At 61.1% G+C, this 16223-nt stretch carries 15 protein-coding genes; 6 read left to right on the top strand and 9 right to left on the bottom strand.

What is annotated here, in order from left to right; genetic code table 11:
- The 6 genes from ANTHELSMS3_RS17335 to ANTHELSMS3_RS17310 all read right to left on the bottom strand — a co-directional run bounded on the left by ANTHELSMS3_RS17335 (position 1) and on the right by ANTHELSMS3_RS17310 (position 7340).
- A complete protein-coding gene (locus ANTHELSMS3_RS17335) occupies positions 1 to 1314 on the bottom strand; it encodes a biotin/lipoyl-containing protein (protein ID WP_094035976.1) in 1314 nt (437 codons plus the stop codon).
- Entirely contained in the window at positions 1304 to 2299 is a 996-nt protein-coding gene (locus ANTHELSMS3_RS17330) for an alpha-ketoacid dehydrogenase subunit beta (RefSeq protein WP_094035975.1), read from the bottom strand. Before ANTHELSMS3_RS17330 ends, ANTHELSMS3_RS17335 begins: the two co-directional genes overlap by 11 nt.
- Positions 2300 to 2310: 11 nt before the next feature.
- Entirely contained in the window at positions 2311 to 3312 is a 1002-nt protein-coding gene (locus ANTHELSMS3_RS17325) for a thiamine pyrophosphate-dependent dehydrogenase E1 component subunit alpha (RefSeq protein ID WP_094035974.1), read from the bottom strand.
- Between the two features lie 87 nt (positions 3313 to 3399).
- Positions 3400 to 4698, bottom strand: a complete 1299-nt coding sequence (locus ANTHELSMS3_RS17320) for a M24 family metallopeptidase (RefSeq protein ID WP_094035973.1) — start codon at positions 4696 to 4698, stop codon at positions 3400 to 3402.
- A 66-nt stretch (positions 4699 to 4764) separates the two neighbouring features.
- Complete coding sequence (locus ANTHELSMS3_RS17315; RefSeq protein ID WP_094035972.1) at positions 4765 to 5574, bottom strand: SDR family NAD(P)-dependent oxidoreductase; 810 nt, start codon at positions 5572 to 5574, stop codon at positions 4765 to 4767.
- Between the two features lie 20 nt (positions 5575 to 5594).
- Positions 5595 to 7340 carry an extracellular solute-binding protein gene (locus ANTHELSMS3_RS17310; RefSeq protein ID WP_094037201.1) on the bottom strand — a complete coding sequence of 582 codons (1746 nt, stop codon included), beginning with the start codon at positions 7338 to 7340 and terminating at the stop codon, positions 5595 to 5597.
- A gap of 309 nt (positions 7341 to 7649) precedes the next feature.
- Between ANTHELSMS3_RS17310 and ANTHELSMS3_RS17305 the strand changes: the two genes are divergently transcribed.
- The 5 genes from ANTHELSMS3_RS17305 to ANTHELSMS3_RS17285 all read left to right on the top strand — a co-directional run bounded on the left by ANTHELSMS3_RS17305 (position 7650) and on the right by ANTHELSMS3_RS17285 (position 13016).
- On the top strand, positions 7650 to 8606 hold the full coding sequence (locus tag ANTHELSMS3_RS17305; protein WP_094035971.1) for a sugar ABC transporter substrate-binding protein: 957 nt from the start codon (positions 7650 to 7652) through the stop codon (positions 8604 to 8606).
- A gap of 80 nt (positions 8607 to 8686) precedes the next feature.
- Complete coding sequence (locus ANTHELSMS3_RS17300) at positions 8687 to 9484, top strand: SDR family oxidoreductase (RefSeq protein WP_094035970.1); 798 nt, start codon at positions 8687 to 8689, stop codon at positions 9482 to 9484.
- A 31-nt stretch (positions 9485 to 9515) separates the two neighbouring features.
- On the top strand, positions 9516 to 10493 hold the full coding sequence (locus tag ANTHELSMS3_RS17295) for an ABC transporter permease (protein WP_094035969.1): 978 nt from the start codon (positions 9516 to 9518) through the stop codon (positions 10491 to 10493).
- 13 nt (positions 10494 to 10506) lie between these two features.
- Positions 10507 to 11508, top strand: coding sequence for an ABC transporter permease (locus ANTHELSMS3_RS17290; protein ID WP_094035968.1), 1002 nt, complete (start codon positions 10507 to 10509; stop codon positions 11506 to 11508).
- Positions 11505 to 13016 carry a sugar ABC transporter ATP-binding protein gene (locus tag ANTHELSMS3_RS17285; RefSeq protein ID WP_094035967.1) on the top strand — a complete coding sequence of 504 codons (1512 nt, stop codon included), beginning with the start codon at positions 11505 to 11507 and terminating at the stop codon, positions 13014 to 13016. Before ANTHELSMS3_RS17290 ends, ANTHELSMS3_RS17285 begins: the two co-directional genes overlap by 4 nt.
- A 52-nt stretch (positions 13017 to 13068) precedes the next feature.
- On the opposite strand, the gene ANTHELSMS3_RS17280 is transcribed toward ANTHELSMS3_RS17285, so the two are convergent.
- Entirely contained in the window at positions 13069 to 13764 is a 696-nt protein-coding gene (locus ANTHELSMS3_RS17280) for a hypothetical protein (protein WP_094035966.1), read from the bottom strand.
- A gap of 220 nt (positions 13765 to 13984) precedes the next feature.
- On the opposite strand from ANTHELSMS3_RS17280, the gene ANTHELSMS3_RS17275 reads away from it, so the two are divergent.
- Positions 13985 to 14788 (top strand): DUF2189 domain-containing protein, encoded by an 804-nt coding sequence (locus ANTHELSMS3_RS17275; protein ID WP_094035965.1) that lies wholly within the window; start codon positions 13985 to 13987, stop codon positions 14786 to 14788.
- Between the two features lie 8 nt (positions 14789 to 14796).
- On the opposite strand, the gene ANTHELSMS3_RS17270 is transcribed toward ANTHELSMS3_RS17275, so the two are convergent.
- Together ANTHELSMS3_RS17270 and ANTHELSMS3_RS17265 are read right to left on the bottom strand one after the other, a co-directional pair.
- Positions 14797 to 15009, bottom strand: coding sequence for a hypothetical protein (locus ANTHELSMS3_RS17270; protein ID WP_094035964.1), 213 nt, complete (start codon positions 15007 to 15009; stop codon positions 14797 to 14799).
- On the bottom strand, positions 15006 to 16181 hold the full coding sequence (locus ANTHELSMS3_RS17265) for an aromatic ring-hydroxylating oxygenase subunit alpha (protein WP_094035963.1): 1176 nt from the start codon (positions 16179 to 16181) through the stop codon (positions 15006 to 15008). Before ANTHELSMS3_RS17265 ends, ANTHELSMS3_RS17270 begins: the two co-directional genes overlap by 4 nt.
- Positions 16182 to 16223 lie beyond the last annotated feature (42 nt).

Here is a 16223-nt window from a genome sequence, read left to right as displayed (position 1 = left end):
TCAGAGCAGGTGGCGAAGCGGGTGTTCGACCCGACCTGCAAAATTGGAAATGAGGCGGAGCGCGTCGCCGGGGGATAGTTGGTCGGCGCTGCATTCCAGTGTGATGGCAATGCCTGTGTCGCCGTCGCTCAGGGTCAGCACCGGCACCTCTTCGGGGCCGATCTGCACGCCGCGTACATGGGCGCCGCGCAGGTCGCGCAGGCGCAGTTGCGGTGCGGCGTCGGTTGGGGCCGTCTGCCCCAGTTGCGCGTGGGTGGCGTAAGTGCGGCTGTGCGCGAACCGTTCTACATCCACCACTGTCCCGCGCCCCAGACTGGCCGCCGCCAGCCCGGCCAGCAGCGCCGACACATCCGATAGCCCGGCGGTCTCTGACGCCCAGTCGGCAAAGCCGGAGAACCCGTCGGCGACCTGCGCGGTCAGACGTCGGGCGGCGGTGCCTGCCTGTGTCGTTCTGGGTGCGGCGTCGGGCAGGGCGCGCAGGGTATCGAGATCACGCACATGATAGGGTTGCGGATGGCCCGCCGCGACAAGGCGGTTCAGGTCCAGCCCCTCTTGCAGGGCAAGGCGGCGCGCCTTGGGCGAGGCCAGCAGTCTGCCATTTGTGGCGATGGGGGATGGGGCCGCTGGTTTTGGAGCGGGTGTGGCGGCAGGTTTGGCAGCGGCTGGGCGTGCGATATCCTTGGCGGGTGCGGATTGCGCCGCGCCTCTGGCAAGGCTGCGTTGTATCGGGGCGTCCGGCCGCTCTGCCGAGATCAGGGCAATGACGCCGCCCACGGGGGCCTCTTCGCCCGCTTCGGCCAACAGCGCCGCGATATAGCCGTCCTGCCCGGCCTCGACCTCCATCGTGGATTTGTCGGTTTCGACTTCGAACAGGATGTCGCTGGCGCGGACCGCCTCGCCGGGGGACTTATGCCACGCGACGATCAGGCCGGTGTCCTGTGCCATGCCAAGTGCGGGCATGATCACCTCCTTGCCGTCCGGCAAAGAGTCACCGCCGTCGTCCTTCGTCTCGGCGGGCGGATCGTCGGGCGCGTTGCCTGCCGCTTTGGCGGTCTGTGAGATCAATGCGATCACGTTGCCGACCGGCACGTCCGTTCCGGCCTGCGCTGTCACATCGGTCAGGAAACCGGCGGCGGGGGCCTCGACCTCCATCGTGGCCTTGTCGGTTTCGACCTCGAACAGCACATCGCCTTCGGCCACCGCGTCGCCCGGCGATTTGTGCCATGCGACGATCAGGCCGGTGTCTTGCGCCATGCCCAGAGCGGGCATGATCACCTCATGCGGCCCGCTAGCAGAGGTTTCCCTAAGCGGCATGGATCAACTCCCCGCTCATTAGCTTGCGGGCGCCTTCGGCGACGGCCTCTGGTGTCGGGACCGTCAGATCCTCCAACGCGGGGGAGAACGGCACGGGCACGTCCATCGCCCCCATGCGCATTACCGGTGCATCCAGATGATAGAACGCCTTTTCATTGAGCCGAGACGCGATTTCCCCGGTGATGCCATAGCTTTGATGGCCCTCGTCGACGACAATCACGCGGCTGGTCTTTTTCGCGGAGGCCAACAGCGTGTCCTCGTCCAGCGGCACAATGGTGCGCGGGTCGATGACCTCTGCCTCAATGCCCTCGCGGGACAGGATCTCTGCTGCCTTTTCGCAGACCTGCACCATGGACGATGTGCCGATCAGGGTGATGTCGGTGCCTGCGCGCTTGATGTTGGCCACCCCGAAGGGGATCAGGAACTCCTCTTCCGGTACCGGGGCCTTGTCATTGTACATCAGCTTGTCTTCGAAAATCACCACCGGGTTGTTGTCGCGGATGGCGGTTTTCATCAGGCCCTTGGCCTCATAGGCGGAGGAGGGAAGCGCCACCTTCAATCCCGGAATATGGGCCACCAGCGCGTGCAGGGATTGGCTGTGCTGCGCGGCAGAGCGGCGGGTGGCCCCCAGATTGGTGCGCACCACCAATGGCGCGCGCATCTTGCCGCCGGACATGTAGTGCGTCTTGGCCGCCTGATTGCAGAGCTGATCCATAATCAGATAGATGAAGTCGCCAAACATCAGGTCCACGACCGGGCGGGTGCCGGTCATGGCGGCCCCCACGGCCAAGCCCATGAAACCGGGTTCGGCAATCGGGGTATCGACAACGCGCCCGGTGCCGAACTCCTCGACCAGACCGCTGAGCACCTTGAAGGGCGTGCCCGCCTCGGCCACGTCCTCACCGATGATAAAGATGGTGTCGTCGCGGCGCATTTCCTCGGCCAATGCTTCGTTGACGGCCTGGGACAGGGTGATCTCTCGCATTTTCTCTCTCCTCAGGCGGTGTGTGGGGCCAGCGCGTGTTCGATGTCGGCATAGACGTGCATGTCGACCTCGGATTCGGCCGGGTAGCGGGCGTTCAGCGCATAATCGACGGCCTCTGCGGCATCCTGTTTGATCTGGGCATTCATCGCCTCGATCTCTGCCTCTGTGGCCACGCCCTGATCGACCAGCCAGCCGCGAAACTTGACGATCGGATCGCGGTTGTCCTTCCAGTCGCGCTCTTCGTCCTTGGAGCGATAGTATTCGCGGTTGATGTCGCCGACGTGGTGGCCGTGATAGCGATAGGTCATCAGTTCGATGAAAAACGGGCCTTCGCCCTTGCGGGCGCGCGCCACCAGATCCTGCGCCAGCGTGTTGACGGCCAGAACGTCCTGCCCGTCCACCTGATGCGCCTCGATGCCAAAGGCCTCGGCGCGGGCGGTGATCGACCCGGCAGCGATTTCTGCCGTTGCAGTGTATTCAGAGTAGCCGTTGTTTTCGCAGGCGTAGATCACCGGCAATTGCCACAGCGCGGCCATGTTCATGACCTCATACATCAGGCCCTGCGCGGTGGCACCGTCGCCGAAAAAACAGACGGTGACATCGTCGCGCCCCAGCATCTTTGCGGTAAAGGCTGATCCGGTGGCGATTCCCATGGATCCGCCCACGATGGCGTTGGCCCCCAGATTGCCGTTCGACTGGTCGGCAATGTGCATAGAGCCGCCTTTGCCCCGGCAATAGCCCTCTTCCTTGCCCAGAAGTTCGCAGAACATTTCCTTGAACGCGGCCCCCTTCGCAACGCAATGGCCGTGGCCCCGGTGGGTTGAGGTGATCCTGTCGGATGTGGTCAGCGCCTCGCAGATGCCCACGGCGACAGCCTCTTCGCCGCTGTACATATGGGTCAACCCCGGCATCTTGGCCGACAGGTACAGCTGGTTCGCGGTGTCCTCAAAGGTGCGAATGCGGACCATCTGGGCGTACATGCGCAGGTAATCTTCGGTGTTTGTCTTGGCCATGAGGGATGTCCTTTCGGCAGCGGTGCCGGGCTAAAGCCCGGCCTACGGCGTGATTGGTAGGCCGGGCTTCAGCCCGGCACCCGCGGGTCAGTAGCGGTTGGCGATCGGCAGTTCCTCGGCCGGGAAGAGGCTGATGACCTCGCAGCCGGTTTCGGTCACAACCACCTCTTCCTCGATCCGCGCGGCGGAATAGCCGTCTGCTGCCGGGCAATAGGTTTCCAGTGCAAAGACCATTCCGGTCTGGATCTCCATCGGGTGATCCAGACTGACGGCGCGGCTGATGATGGGGCGTTCATGCAGCGCCAGACCCAGACCGTGACCGAACTGCAGGCCAAAGGCCGCGTCCTCATTGGGAAAGCCAAGGGATTCAGCGGTGGGCCAGACCTCGGCCACCTTGTCGGTGCTGACGCCGGGTTTGATCATCGCGATGGACGCATCGATCCATTCGCGCGCCTTGACGTAGGCATCGTTTTGCGCGGGCGTGGCGCGGCCCACGTTGAAGGTGCGGTAATAACAGGTCCGATATCCTTGATATGACTGGAGAATATCAAAGAACGCCTGATCGCCGGGGCGGATCAACCGGTCGGTGAAATTGTGCGGATGAGGATTACAGCGTTCACCAGAGATGGCGTTGATCGCCTCGACGTCATCGCTGCCCATCTCATACAGCATCTTGTTGGACAGGGCGACGATGTCGTTCTCACGCACGCCGGGTTTCAGCTCTTCGTAGATCATGTGATAGACGCCATCGACCATGGCGGCGGCCTGTGTCAGCAGCTGAATTTCGTCCCAGTTCTTGATTTCCCGCGCGGACAGCATGATCTGCTGCCCGTCGACCACATTGATGCCTTCCTCCCGCAGGGCGTGGAACATGGCGGTTTCGGCGTAATCGACGCCCACAGGCATGTCCGCCATACCCGCGTCGCGGATCAGACCGGCGATCTGCTTGGCGTATTTCTGCATCAGGCCAAATTCCGGCGGGATGGTGCCGCGCATGCCGACAACACCCGCCAGACAGTGGTCCGGCTCCAGCCAGTCAGAATGGCGTTTGTGGTGCATCGCGGCAGAGCCGAAGTCCCAGACATAGGGGCTGTCGTCGCCGGTCAGCAGGCAGAAGCGGCACATCTTGTCCCGTTCCCATTCGCCGATCTTGGTCGCGCTGACATAGCGAATGTTATTCACATCAAACAGCAGCAGGGTGCCCGCGTTGGAGGCCTGCAGGGCCTGACGCGTGCGCGCCAGCCGGTAGCGGCGCAACCTGTCATGGTCCACGCGGCGTTCGAAATCGACCGAGGTGTGACCCCATGCGGGCAGGCGTTCACGCCACTCCCAGTTTGGTTCCAGATCCTTGGGGGTGAGCAGGTTCGGCATCAAGGCGCGAGACATGGCTTTCTCCTTCAGGCCCGACAGAGCGTGCCCGTTGTTTTGTATGAAATCAGGGGATTGTCGGGGTTACTGGATGCACCAGCCCCCATCGACGTGGATCATCTGGCCGGTCATGTAGTCGCTGTCGTCGCTGGCCAGGAAAGACGCGGTGCCCGTGATGTCCTTGGGGTAGGACACCCGCTTTATCTGGAGCGCGTCGCGCACGATGTCGTCATAGGCCTGACCCTCACGCTGCTTGAAACCGATATCGACCAGATCCTTGTCCAACTGTTCCCACAGCGGTGTGACCACGACACCGGGCGCATAGCCATTGACGGTGATGTTGTGTTCGGACAGCCCGATTGCGCCGCAATGGGTCAGAGCCAGACAGCCATATTTCGAGGTGCAGTAGACCGTGACATCGATCAGTGGTTTGCGTGAGGCGATGCTGCCCACGTTGATGATTTTGTAGGGGTGATCGTCCATCGGTCCCTGAGCAATCATCTGGCGGGCGGCTTCTTGCATCCCTAACCACATCGCCTTGGTGTTGACGTTCATGATCATGTCCCAGTTGTCTTCGTCGATATCCATGAAGAACCGGGGTTTGTTCAAACCGGCGTTGAACACCGCGACATTGATACTGCCAAAGGCCTCGACCGTGGCGGCCACGGCGGCGGCGTTGTCTTCGCGCTTGGTCACGTCCATCCGGACGGCCACTGCCTTGCCGTTGCCACCCTCGTTGATGCGCTCGGCGACGGCCTGTGCCGCATCGGGATCGAGATCGCCAAGACACACGTTTGCGCCCTGCGCGGCAAAGTTTTCGGCATTGGCGGCACCCATGCCACGGCCTGCGCCGGTGATCAGGATGTTCTTGCCGTTCAGGCGGTTCGGGTCCATTTTTGTTCCTCCTCAGGTCACTAAGTCTTGGGCGGGCGCATCAATGCGTCGGCGCGGGTCTGGGCGCGACGCAGGGCCTGGGGCGGGGTTGAAAACCCGCGCAGCATGTCGTGGAATTCCTCGCCGCAGATCTGGATGATGTCGCAGATCTCGGGCACTGGCGGGCGGGGCCAGAATTGCAGTTCATCGCGCCATGACATGGCATCGACCGCCTCAAAGATCGGTGAGGCGCGACGCACCTCTGGGTCAGAGCCGACGGAATAGCGCGGGTTGGTGCGGCTGCCGTTCTGGACAAACAGTTTCTGCGACTCTGGCGAGGTGAAGACGATCAGCGCCTCGACCGCCGCCTGCACCCGTTCCGGCGGCAGGTTGGCGGGAATGCCCATCACATAGCCGCCGACCGGGGCGACCTGTGCCGCGCCGGGAACGGCGGGGTGGGGCAAATACCCGGTCTGACCACAGGCCGGAGAGGACTCATCCAGTTCAAAATACGGGGCCAGCAGAGTGTAGCCATAGGCCATGGCAATCGACCCGGCGGCATAGGGGCGGACGCGCTCGTACCAGGACATCGACAGGATGTCGGGCGGCGAATACTTCAGCAGTTCCATCAGGAACTCTGCCGCCCGCAGGCCGTTTTCGGTGTCGATGGTCGGGTGGTAATTTCCGTCGGCCAGATGGTCCGTGCCAAAGCCACCAGCGATTTCCGGCAGGTTCAGGACAGGTTGCCCGAAATCCGCCATCGTCATCAGGACGGTATGGCCCAAGGCGGTGCCGCGCGCCGCGTTCCACGCGACCCCATGACGTCCGCGCTGTGGGTCGTGCAGAACGGATGCCGCGTACAGTAAATCATCGGTGGTGGTGGGCGGCTCCAGCCCGACCTCGGCAAACAGATCCCGGCGATAGAACAACAATTCCGGCGTGGTCTGGGCAGGGACGCCGTAGGGACGTCCGCCCCAGTGTGCCGCCTGCCAGCCTGCCGTGTGAAAATCAGCCGGATCGAGACGGGCAATATCCATCGCCTCGTCCAGTGGCATAAGTATGCCCTTGTCGGCGAACTCTCCAACCCAGGGCAGGTCCAGCGCGATGATGTCATAGCGGCTGGCCTTGCGGTCGGCATTGCGCCGCGCCTCTTCCCGCAGCCTGTCAATGGAAAAGGCGCGTTGATGGATCTGTGTTCCGATAACTTGTTCGAACTGCCGCTTGAGGTTTTCCATCACCATGAAGGTCGGATCGCCGTGAACCAGCACCCGCAGGCCACCGGCGACTTTCAGCGGCTCTGGCAAAACCGTCAGGGGCGGGATGGACTGGGCGGACATGTAAGATCCGCCAAAGTAATAGTCCTTGCTGTCAGCGGCGCGCTTGCGCCCTCCGAACCGGGTTTCCGCCAATCGTTCGACACGACCGGAGAGCTGCATCCACTGGTCCAACAGTTTTTCGCTGGGGTGCAGGGAAAAGCTCTTGCCGCTTTTTGTGCGCGGCCGCTGTTCGATTAGCCCGTCGTCCGTCATCTGCCGTAGGCGGCGGTTCGCGGTGGCATAAGGCACCTGGCTGGCCCCGATCAGCGACGTGGGTGTGACCGTCTTGGCCTCTAGGTGGCCGCGGATCAGGTGCAGGGTCATGCGCAAGTACGGGTTGGGCGCGAATAACTCGACCGAACTTTCGATCTCGCCGCCGATATCCTCCAGAAAGGACAAAATGCGCAGCAAATCGGTTTTCCCCTGACGTGACATCAGATAACTGTCTCCATGTCCTTTCATTACGTTCATGGGGTCTGCCTGCGCCTTTCGCGTCTCCGGGTCCGCCGGGCCTGCCGATTTATTCATATTGGACGAAAACCATTCGGGCATCGCGCCGCTCCGCTGCAAAATGTTCAAATTGACGGATGAAGTGTACCGCGAAGAAATCCACTTTGGATGATGAATTATCCATAATGGATCTATTTGGTGCGGTCTTGATGGATTGGACTCGACAAGGTTGCCGCAATCGGTCGGCATGCCGGACGATGCTCCCCTGCTGGAGGTGCGGGGATGAGCGCAAGATACCTAGATACTGGGACACTCCGGGAGGAATTCGAAATGAACATTCGCAAGACACTGGCCGCCACCACCGCCGCTGCTGCACTGGCCTTGGGCGGTGCGGCCTGGGCCGATACCATGAAAATCGGCATCACCCAGAACAATGTCGGCGTCGACAGCTATCAGACGACCTACGAAAAGGCCTTTATCGAGGCGGCAGAGGCGAACGATAATGTCGAGGTCATCGTTCTGGATGCGGGTGGCGACGTGGCGCGCCAGATTGCCCAGATCGAGGATCTGATCCAGCAAGGCGTCGATGCCATTATCATCTGGCCAACCAATGGCGAGGCGGTCATTCCCGCTGTCCGCAAGGCGCACAACGCCGGTATTCCGGTGATTGTCACCAATTCGAACATCGCCGATGCGGGCTTTGATTTCGTGGCGTCCTTTTCTGGTCCCGACAACATCACACAGGGCGCGCGGTCGGCGGAAATCATGTGTGACAAATTCAAGGACATGGGCATCGAGACAGAGGCGCAAGTGGTCCACATCACCGGCCAGCCGGGCTACACCACCGCGATTGAGCGCGCCAAGGGCTTTGAGGATCGTCTGCCAGAGGTCTGCCCCGACGTGACCATCGTCGACACGCAGCCGGGCGACTGGAACCGCGAAAAGTCGCAAAAGGTGATGGAGGCGTTCCTCGTCAAATACGACGACATCGACGGTGTTTATGCGGGTGACGACAACATGGGTGTCGGCGCACTGAACGCGGCCAAGGCGGCCGGACGCGATGGCATCATCTTTGTCGGGGCGACCAACTTTGCCGTCGGCTATGAGGCGATGGAACGGGGCGAATACTGGGGCTCAATCTATCAGTCGCCGGTGGATGACGCCAAGGCGGCGCTGAAGACGGCCATCGAGACTTTGGAAGGCAAGGACTTGCCGTTCCTGAATTACTTCGACACGCCGAAAATCACTCAGGACAACATGGGCGATTACACCAAGCCGGTCTTCTGAGACCCGCTTGCTCAGGGGCGCGGCCTTGGCCGCGCCCCATTTTCGTATCGATTTGACACTGTTTCCTGGGAGGGTGACCCATGGCCCGTGTTTCCGGCCGTTCCTGCATCGTGACCGGTGCAGCCCAAGGCATTGGCCGCGCTATCGGTGAGGCGCTACTCGACGAAGGGGCCGATGTCTGTTTTGCCGACATCAATGGTGGCAAGGTCGCCGAGGTGGCGCAGGCCAATCGGGAAAGGGCACAGCGCGCCGGGGGGCAAGTGACCCATGCGCGGGTCGACGTAACCAGCCGGGAGCAGGTGCGGGCGATGATCGTTCACGCGGTTGATATGTTCGGCAAGCTGGACGTCAAGTTCAACAATGCCGGCGTCAACAAGCCGATGAATTTCCTGGACGTTACCGAGGAAAACTGGCGCTTTATCACGGATGTGAACGGGCTGGGTTGTCTGATTGGCATGCAGGAGGCCGCGCAGCAATTCATCCGGCAGGGCACGCCCGGCAAGATCATCAACACCGCCTCTATTGCCAGCCGTCAGGGATTCGGGAATGTTGCGCCATATTGCGCCTCCAAGTGGGGTGTGGTGTCACTGACGCAGTCGGGCGCACGTGATCTGGCGCAGCATGATATCACCGTCACCGGGTTTGCGCCGGGGGTGGTGGCCACCGAAATGTGGGAACAGGTCGATCAGGATCTGATGGCGATTGGCGCGGCAGAGCGTCCGGGTCAGGCGATGGAGGAATTCTCTGCCGAGATCCTGAAGGGCCGTGTTGCAACGCCCGCGGACATCACCGGAACGACGACGTTCCTGGCATCAAAGGACAGCGACTACATGACCGGCCAGATCGTGATGATCGATGGCGGCATGACGCTGGTGTGACTGCCACGCAGGCAGCGACGGGAGGGGAGACATGGCAGATCTGACGAAACAGGGGGGGATTGGCGACTTTCTTGCCCGGCAAGGAATCCTGATCGCCTTTGTGGTGTTCATGGTCGGCTTTTCGGTAGCGAATGCGCGCTTTATCGATCCTGACAACATCATGGGCGTGGTGCGGTCCTCTGCCATCATGGGAGTGATGGCGCTGGGGGTGACCTTTGTGGTGATCAGCGGCAATCTGGACCTGTCGGTGGGGTCGATGATGTCGTTCTCAACCATCGTGGTGCTGGATCTGCACGACAAGATCGGCCCGGCGCTGGCCATTCCCGCCATGTTCGCCCTGACGCTGTGTCTGGGCGCATTCATCGGCTTTCTGGTGGGGTATCTAAAGCTCAACTCGCTGATCGTCACTTTGGGGATGTTATCGGCCATTCATGGCCTGACACTGACTTGGTCGGGCGGCAAGAACATGGACATCGCCGACAAGGAAGGCACTTGGTTCAAGGTCTTTGGTCAGGGCGACGCATTGGGGATCCCGGTGCCGATCCTGCTGTTTGCGCTGCTGGCGGCGGTGTTGGGGATCATGCTGGCCAAGACGCCGTTCGGGCGCAAGGTTTACGCGGTGGGTGGCAATGCCACGGCGGCCACGTTTTCCGGCATCCGTCGTGCCCGTGTCGTGTTCACCTGTTACCTGCTCAGCGCGTTCTGTGTGGCCACCGCCGGACTGATACAGGCCAGCCGGTCACTGGGGTCGCAAAACACCGTGGGGCAGGGGTTAGAGCTGGAGGTTCTGGCCGCCGTCATCCTTGGCGGTGCGTCGCTGATGGGCGGCTCTGGCACGATCTTCAAGACGGTGATCGGCGTGCTGATCCTTGGCTTCATCCAGAACGGTTTGCTGCTGGTGGGTCTGCAATTCTACGTCCAGTTCGTCGTGACCTGGGTCATCATCATCCTTGCCGTCTGGCTGGATATTGCGGCCAAGCGCGGCAAGCTCTGGTCCCTGATCGCCTGAGGGAGAAAAACACATGCAACCCGGAACCCTTTCCACCTTTCTCAAGCGCGGTGCCATCTGGGGCTTTATCGTGCTGGAGTTGATCTTTTTCTCTGTCGCGGGTGAGTTTTTGTCGGTCAGCGACAAGGCCTTTATCAACGTGGACAACATGCTGCTGCTGTTCAAACAGTCGGCCCCCATCGGCATCATCGCCATGGGCATGACCATCATCATGGTCAACGGCAATATCGACCTCAGTGTTGGCGCGACCTATGCCCTTAGCGCCATCGTCATGCTGGACGCCATGACTTGGCCGATGTTTGCCGGGCTTGGCGATGGTGTGATCCCGGTGGCCTGGGGGCTTGCTCTGCTGACAGGCGTGGCGCTGGGGGCGTTGAACGGGCTGATTGTCTGGAAGACCGGGGTCGATGCCTTTATCGTCACGCTGGGGTCGATGCTGGGCTATCGCGGTCTGGTGTTCATGTACAACGGTGAACAGCCGACTTCACACCTGAACTGGACGCTGGTCGATTTCGCCGAGGCGCAGTGGCTGGGTTTGCACACGGCAACGTGGTTCTTGTTGGTTGTCACGGCGGTAGTCTGGTTTCTGATGAACCGCACGGTACATGGGCGCAACGCCTACGCCATCGGCAACAACCGCAGCGCCGCTGTCAATGCGGGCATCCGGGTAGGGCCCCATATGGTGATCAACTTCATGATCATCGGATTTCTCGCGGCGCTGTCGGCGGTGGTGTTCTATTCCGAAAGCGGTTCGGTCAATCCCAACGATGGCGAGTTGTATGAGCTGTGGGTGATCACGGCGGTTGTTCTGGGCGGCACCAAGCTGACCGGCGGGGCGGGGTCCATCATCTCGACCTTTGGCGGTGTTCTTGCGATCCAGCTGTTGCGCAAGGGGCTGTCACATATCGGAGCCGATACGGAAACCGTCAATCTGGTGATTGGCCTGATCCTGATCGCGGTGCTGTTTCTGGACCGCCAGTTGAACACCAAGGGCAAAGAGGAGTTGAAGGTATGAGTGATCTGACCCCGGTTCTGCGGCTCGAAGACATCGTCAAGACCTTTCCGGGGGTTCGGGCGTTGGACGGTGTATCGCTGACCCTTTTGCCTGGTGAGGTTCATGCCCTGATGGGGGAGAACGGTGCCGGAAAATCCACCCTGATGAAGGTGCTGGGCGGTATCCTGAAACCGAACGAGGGCCGGATCATCGTGGGGGAGACCCCGGTCGTGATGTCCTCACCACTAGAGGCCAAGGCCAAGGGCATCGTGTTTATACATCAGGAACTCAGTTTGGCAGAGGAGCTGAGCGTCGCGGAAAATATCTATCTGGGGGAATTGCCGCGCAAGCGGTTCGGGCTGGTCGACTGGGCCACGTTGGAGACGCGGACCAATGCCATTCTTGAAAGGCTCAAGGTCGGTTTTGACGCCCGAACGCGGGTCGGGGATCTGTCCATCGCCAACCAGCAAATGGTCGAGATTGCCCGCGCGCTGACCGTCGATGCCAAGGCGGTGATCTTTGATGAACCCACCGCGTCTTTGACCGACGCGGAAAAGGTTGTGCTGTTCGATGTGATCTCCGGTCTGCAAGAACAAGGCGTCGGGATCATCTACATTTCGCACCGGATGGAAGAGATCTTTAAGATCACCGACCGGATCAGTGTGCTGCGTGACGGCAGCTATCGGGGCACGGTCAACACCGCTGACACCGATGAAGAGGCGGTCACCCAGTTGATGATCGGCCGCAAGCTGGACCTGACCGGGAACGAAAGCCATCACGAACTGGGAGATGTCGCACTGGAGGTGCGGGGACTGTCCTGTGGTGACCTGTTCCGCGACATCAATTTTGAGGTGCGGCGCGGTGAGGTGGTCGGGTTTTACGGCCTTGTCGGGGCCGGGCGGACGGAGATTGCCGAAACGCTGTTCGGGCTGCGTGACCCCAGCGCGGGCACGATCCTGCTGGACGGGCAAGAGACCGTCATCCATTCGCCCATCGACGCGATTGCGCGCGGAATCTCTTTGGTGCCCGAGGATCGCAAGGGGCAGGGGCTGATCCTTGGCATGAACTGTCGGGACAACATGACCCTGCCGCAGGTCGATGACCTCAAGGCGGGGCCGTTTGTCGCCGAAGGGGCCGAGGTGTCGATTTTTGACCAATACCGTGACCGGCTGGACATCCGAACCCCTGGTTGGAAGCAATTGGTCGGCAATCTTTCGGGCGGCAACCAGCAAAAGATCGTCATTGGAAAATGGCTGTCGATGCGGCCCAGCGTGCTGATCGTGGATGAACCGACGCGCGGGATTGATGTTGGCAGCAAGTCCGAGATCCACAACCTGATCCGTGAACTGGCGGCGCAGGGCTATGCGGTGATCGTGATCTCTTCGGAAATGCCGGAGGTGCTGCATGTCTCGGACCGGATCGTGGCGATGTATTCGGGGCGGATCATGCGCACGTTCACCTCTGAGGAAGTGACCGAAGACAATCTGATACAGGCGATTTCGGGGATCACACCGGACAAGGCCGCGTGAGATGCACGGTTAGGATCCGCCCGAGAGGCGGGCCATCGCCGCGCAGTGTGTCCTAATCGATCACGGCCACTAGATGCGCACGGTTGCCATTGCTTGCCCGTTTGACGAACCAAGAGGTTCCCAGACGGCGGCAAATCCGGACGCTTTCCTTTTCGGCGACGAAGAACGCCAGAAAGTCACGCTGCAGGGACAGGGCGAGGAACCACTCGCCCAACTCACTACAGCGCGCCGGGTCGACCTGAGGCAGTTTGGCGATTTGGTCGGCTGACAGATCCTGAAACAATACGCTGTGAATGCTGGTGCCGTTGAGCGATACCGGCTCCACACCTGTCCCGTCGTCCGGAACCGGATCTACAACGACGTCGACCTCCGGGGGATCGACCGGGGGAACGACAACAGGCGGGTCGCTGTCTGCCGGATCGATCTTGGCGTCGTCTTTTACGTCATCTTCGGGGACGTCCTTGGGGTCATCCGAGGGAGCCACGACCGCAACCTCGGGGAGTTCGACAGCGTCAAGCACCGCAACCCGGTCCTGTGTTGTGTCCAGAAGGTCGCCGCCGTCCTTGGGCGGCTCGATCCCCTCTGCGCCGCGCGCCTTCAGGTCCAGCTCGATTTCGGCCACCGCGATCAGAATGTCGGCCATCAGTTGTTCCGACGGGTTGATGGTGTCGTCACCGTCTTGGGCTGCGGCCCCTTGGGCCAACAGGAACGCGGCAAAGACGATCGACAAATGGCGACAAGGGAACATGATGGCGACCTCAAATTGGTATCCGAAATGTAGCCAATTGCGCGGCAAACGCCAAGTCCCGGCCTGCGCGGGTGGTTCTTATGGTCCATCGCTCAGCCTGCGTCATGCTTTGTCCTGAAACAGCGACTGTACGCGCTACCTGACCCACGGTGCGGTTGACGCCAGACAGTCACATGCCCTTTACTGAATGCAGAGCGTAGGTGAGCTTGGGAGACATTGCGTGCCAGATACCCCCAAACCGGGTGTGCCGGAGTTGGGTCCGGTCAATGCGGGCCTGTTGAAAGAGGCGTTGCGGCGCGGTTGGCGTGACCTGAAACGCGCGCCGGGCTATGCGCTGTTGTTTGCGCTGGTCTATGTCCTCGGCGGCTGGTTCATGGTCTGGATCACATGGATCACCGGGCAAAGCTATTGGCTGGTCTTTGCGGCCATCGGCTTTCCCCTAATCGCGCCGTTTGCGGCAGTGGGATTTTACGATGTCAGCCGCCGGATCGAACAGGACAGGCCGTTGAACTGGATGCAGATCATGGGGGTGGTCAAACGCGAATCCGGGCGGCAGTTGCCGTGGCTGGGGGCGATCATCCTTGTCGTGTTCCTGTTTTGGTTCTTTTTGGCGCATATGATCTTTGCGCTGTTTCTGGGGCTGTCGACCATGACAAATGTCTCCAGTTCTCTGGACATCTACATGACCGCGAACGGGCTGACCATGCTGGCGGTGGGAACTCTGGTAGGGGCCGCTTTCTCGACCCTGTTGTACATGATCACCGTGTTGTCGTTGCCGATGTTGCTGGACCGGGAGATCGATTTCGTAACCGCGATGATCACCTCTTTTGGCTATGTGCAGACGCACCCGTTGCCGATGCTGGGGTGGGGTGTCTTTATTGCCGTGGTGACGCTGGTGTCGATGCTGCCGGGGTTTTTTGGGCTGTTCATCTCACTGCCCTTGCTGGGACATGCGACGTGGCATCTGTACGACATGGTCGCCTATGGGCAAAGCCATACCGCAGAGGCGCATGTCGCAGCCTGAGTCCGCTTTCAGGCTTCGCGGCCCTCAGCCTTGAGCCGGGCGTGCAACGCAGGTGCGCGCCCGTCACCCAGTTCCAGCGCAAAGACATAGGCGTGTGTCAGGTAGAAACAGGACGCATCAAGATCGTTCACCGTCTCAGCCGCCTGCGCGTACAGGGCGATCAGCGCGGCGCGATCGCCCCGCGCGTGCGCTGCGATCAGGCGATCGTCCAGCGCCTTCATTCGGCAGCCTTGGCCATGTCGCGGCAGGTTTGCACCTGTGTCGCGACCCAGTCGTGAAAACAATGGGTCGGGCTATCCATCGCCGGTGAAAAGCGCCCGCCGTCAAAACCGCTTGCATGGCGTCCGCGCTGCATCCCCTCAACCACAAAGATGTCTTCCTCAAAGACCGTCTTCCACAGTTGTGTGTTACGCTGGCGTAGCCCGCTGTCGGTCTTGGGCTGGGCGTAATACAGGTGAATGTGCTCGACCGTCTTGGCCGGTCCTTCGGGCAGCAGGACGATGGCAAAAGCGTGGTCGCGGTGGACGCCCAGCAGCACGTTGGGATAGACCGCAATGTACTCGGCGGCGGTGTCCCATCTGTCGGAGATGTCATCAAAATCCGGAAACGGTTCATCGTTTTCGTTGGTGACTTGGCGGTAGACCTCGGTCCCCTGACCGGAAAAGCGGCCCGGATGTTCGATGTTGTAGTGGTCCTCTAGCCTCGAATAGGAATTCAGGCCCGGATGGACCCAAGGCAAGTGATAGCTTTCGCAGTAGTTTTCCACTGCGAGTTTCCAGTTGCAGGCCACCTCCAGCGTCAGAATGCTATCTGATCCGCCATGATAGAGCGGCTTTTCAAACTCGGCCCAGCGGGTCATGACGTCGGCCATGGCCTCTTCGAACGCCGGGGCGTCGCCCGAGACATTGATCCAAACCAGATCGCGCCAGATGTGGCTGCGTACCTCGATCAGGCCAAGGGTGGCGCGGTCTATGGCGTCATGGGTGTTGTGGCCGGGACCACCCACATGGGGCGTGCTGACAAGGCGGCCATCGGTGCCGTAGCACCATGAATGATAAGGGCAGCGGATCGCGCCCTCTATTTTGCGCGCCTCGTCGACGAGGATCATGCCGCGATGGCGGCAGATGTTCTGAAAGACCCGAACTGCGCCGTCGCGCCCGCGCAACAGCAGCAGAGGCATCCCGAGAAAGGTGATCGGCTTGGCATCCCCTTCTTCGGGCACATCCGCGGTGACGGCCAATCCGGCCCACTGACGGAACAGAACCGCCTCCCGTTCCTCGGCAAAGACAACCGGGTCGATGTAATGCGCGTTCGGCAGGCCGTTGGCCTGTTCGACGGGGCGGCGGACGCTGTCAAGATCTGTCGGGGCAAGATCGGTCGGGTGAAGGGTCATCGGGGCGGGCCTTCTGCTGACATGGGACACATTCCCGGTTAG

The sequence above is a fragment of the Antarctobacter heliothermus genome (assembly GCF_002237555.1).
GTDB lineage: Bacteria > Pseudomonadota > Alphaproteobacteria > Rhodobacterales > Rhodobacteraceae > Antarctobacter > Antarctobacter heliothermus_B.
Note: the sequence above shows the minus strand (reverse complement) of the source record. Positions and strands in the feature narration are given on the sequence as shown.

Bases quoted from the DNA above. Each gene is read 5' to 3' on its own strand.
- ANTHELSMS3_RS17335 (WP_094035976.1), bottom strand. From the start codon at position 1,314: ATGCCGCTTAGGGAAACCTCTGCTAGCGGGCCGCATGAGGTGATCATG.
- ANTHELSMS3_RS17330 (WP_094035975.1), bottom strand. From the start codon at position 2,299: ATGCGAGAGATCACCCTGTCCCAGGCCGTCAACGAAGCATTGGCCGAG.
- ANTHELSMS3_RS17325 (WP_094035974.1), bottom strand. From the start codon at position 3,312: ATGGCCAAGACAAACACCGAAGATTACCTGCGCATGTACGCCCAGATG.
- ANTHELSMS3_RS17320 (WP_094035973.1), bottom strand. From the start codon at position 4,698: ATGTCTCGCGCCTTGATGCCGAACCTGCTCACCCCCAAGGATCTGGAA.
- ANTHELSMS3_RS17315 (WP_094035972.1), bottom strand. From the start codon at position 5,574: ATGGACCCGAACCGCCTGAACGGCAAGAACATCCTGATCACCGGCGCA.
- ANTHELSMS3_RS17310 (WP_094037201.1), bottom strand. From the start codon at position 7,340: ATGAACGTAATGAAAGGACATGGAGACAGTTATCTGATGTCACGTCAG.
- ANTHELSMS3_RS17305 (WP_094035971.1), top strand. From the start codon at position 7,650: ATGAACATTCGCAAGACACTGGCCGCCACCACCGCCGCTGCTGCACTG.
- ANTHELSMS3_RS17300 (WP_094035970.1), top strand. From the start codon at position 8,687: ATGGCCCGTGTTTCCGGCCGTTCCTGCATCGTGACCGGTGCAGCCCAA.
- ANTHELSMS3_RS17295 (WP_094035969.1), top strand. From the start codon at position 9,516: ATGGCAGATCTGACGAAACAGGGGGGGATTGGCGACTTTCTTGCCCGG.
- ANTHELSMS3_RS17290 (WP_094035968.1), top strand. From the start codon at position 10,507: ATGCAACCCGGAACCCTTTCCACCTTTCTCAAGCGCGGTGCCATCTGG.
- ANTHELSMS3_RS17285 (WP_094035967.1), top strand. From the start codon at position 11,505: ATGAGTGATCTGACCCCGGTTCTGCGGCTCGAAGACATCGTCAAGACC.
- ANTHELSMS3_RS17280 (WP_094035966.1), bottom strand. From the start codon at position 13,764: ATGTTCCCTTGTCGCCATTTGTCGATCGTCTTTGCCGCGTTCCTGTTG.
- ANTHELSMS3_RS17270 (WP_094035964.1), bottom strand. From the start codon at position 15,009: ATGAAGGCGCTGGACGATCGCCTGATCGCAGCGCACGCGCGGGGCGAT.
- ANTHELSMS3_RS17265 (WP_094035963.1), bottom strand. From the start codon at position 16,181: ATGACCCTTCACCCGACCGATCTTGCCCCGACAGATCTTGACAGCGTC.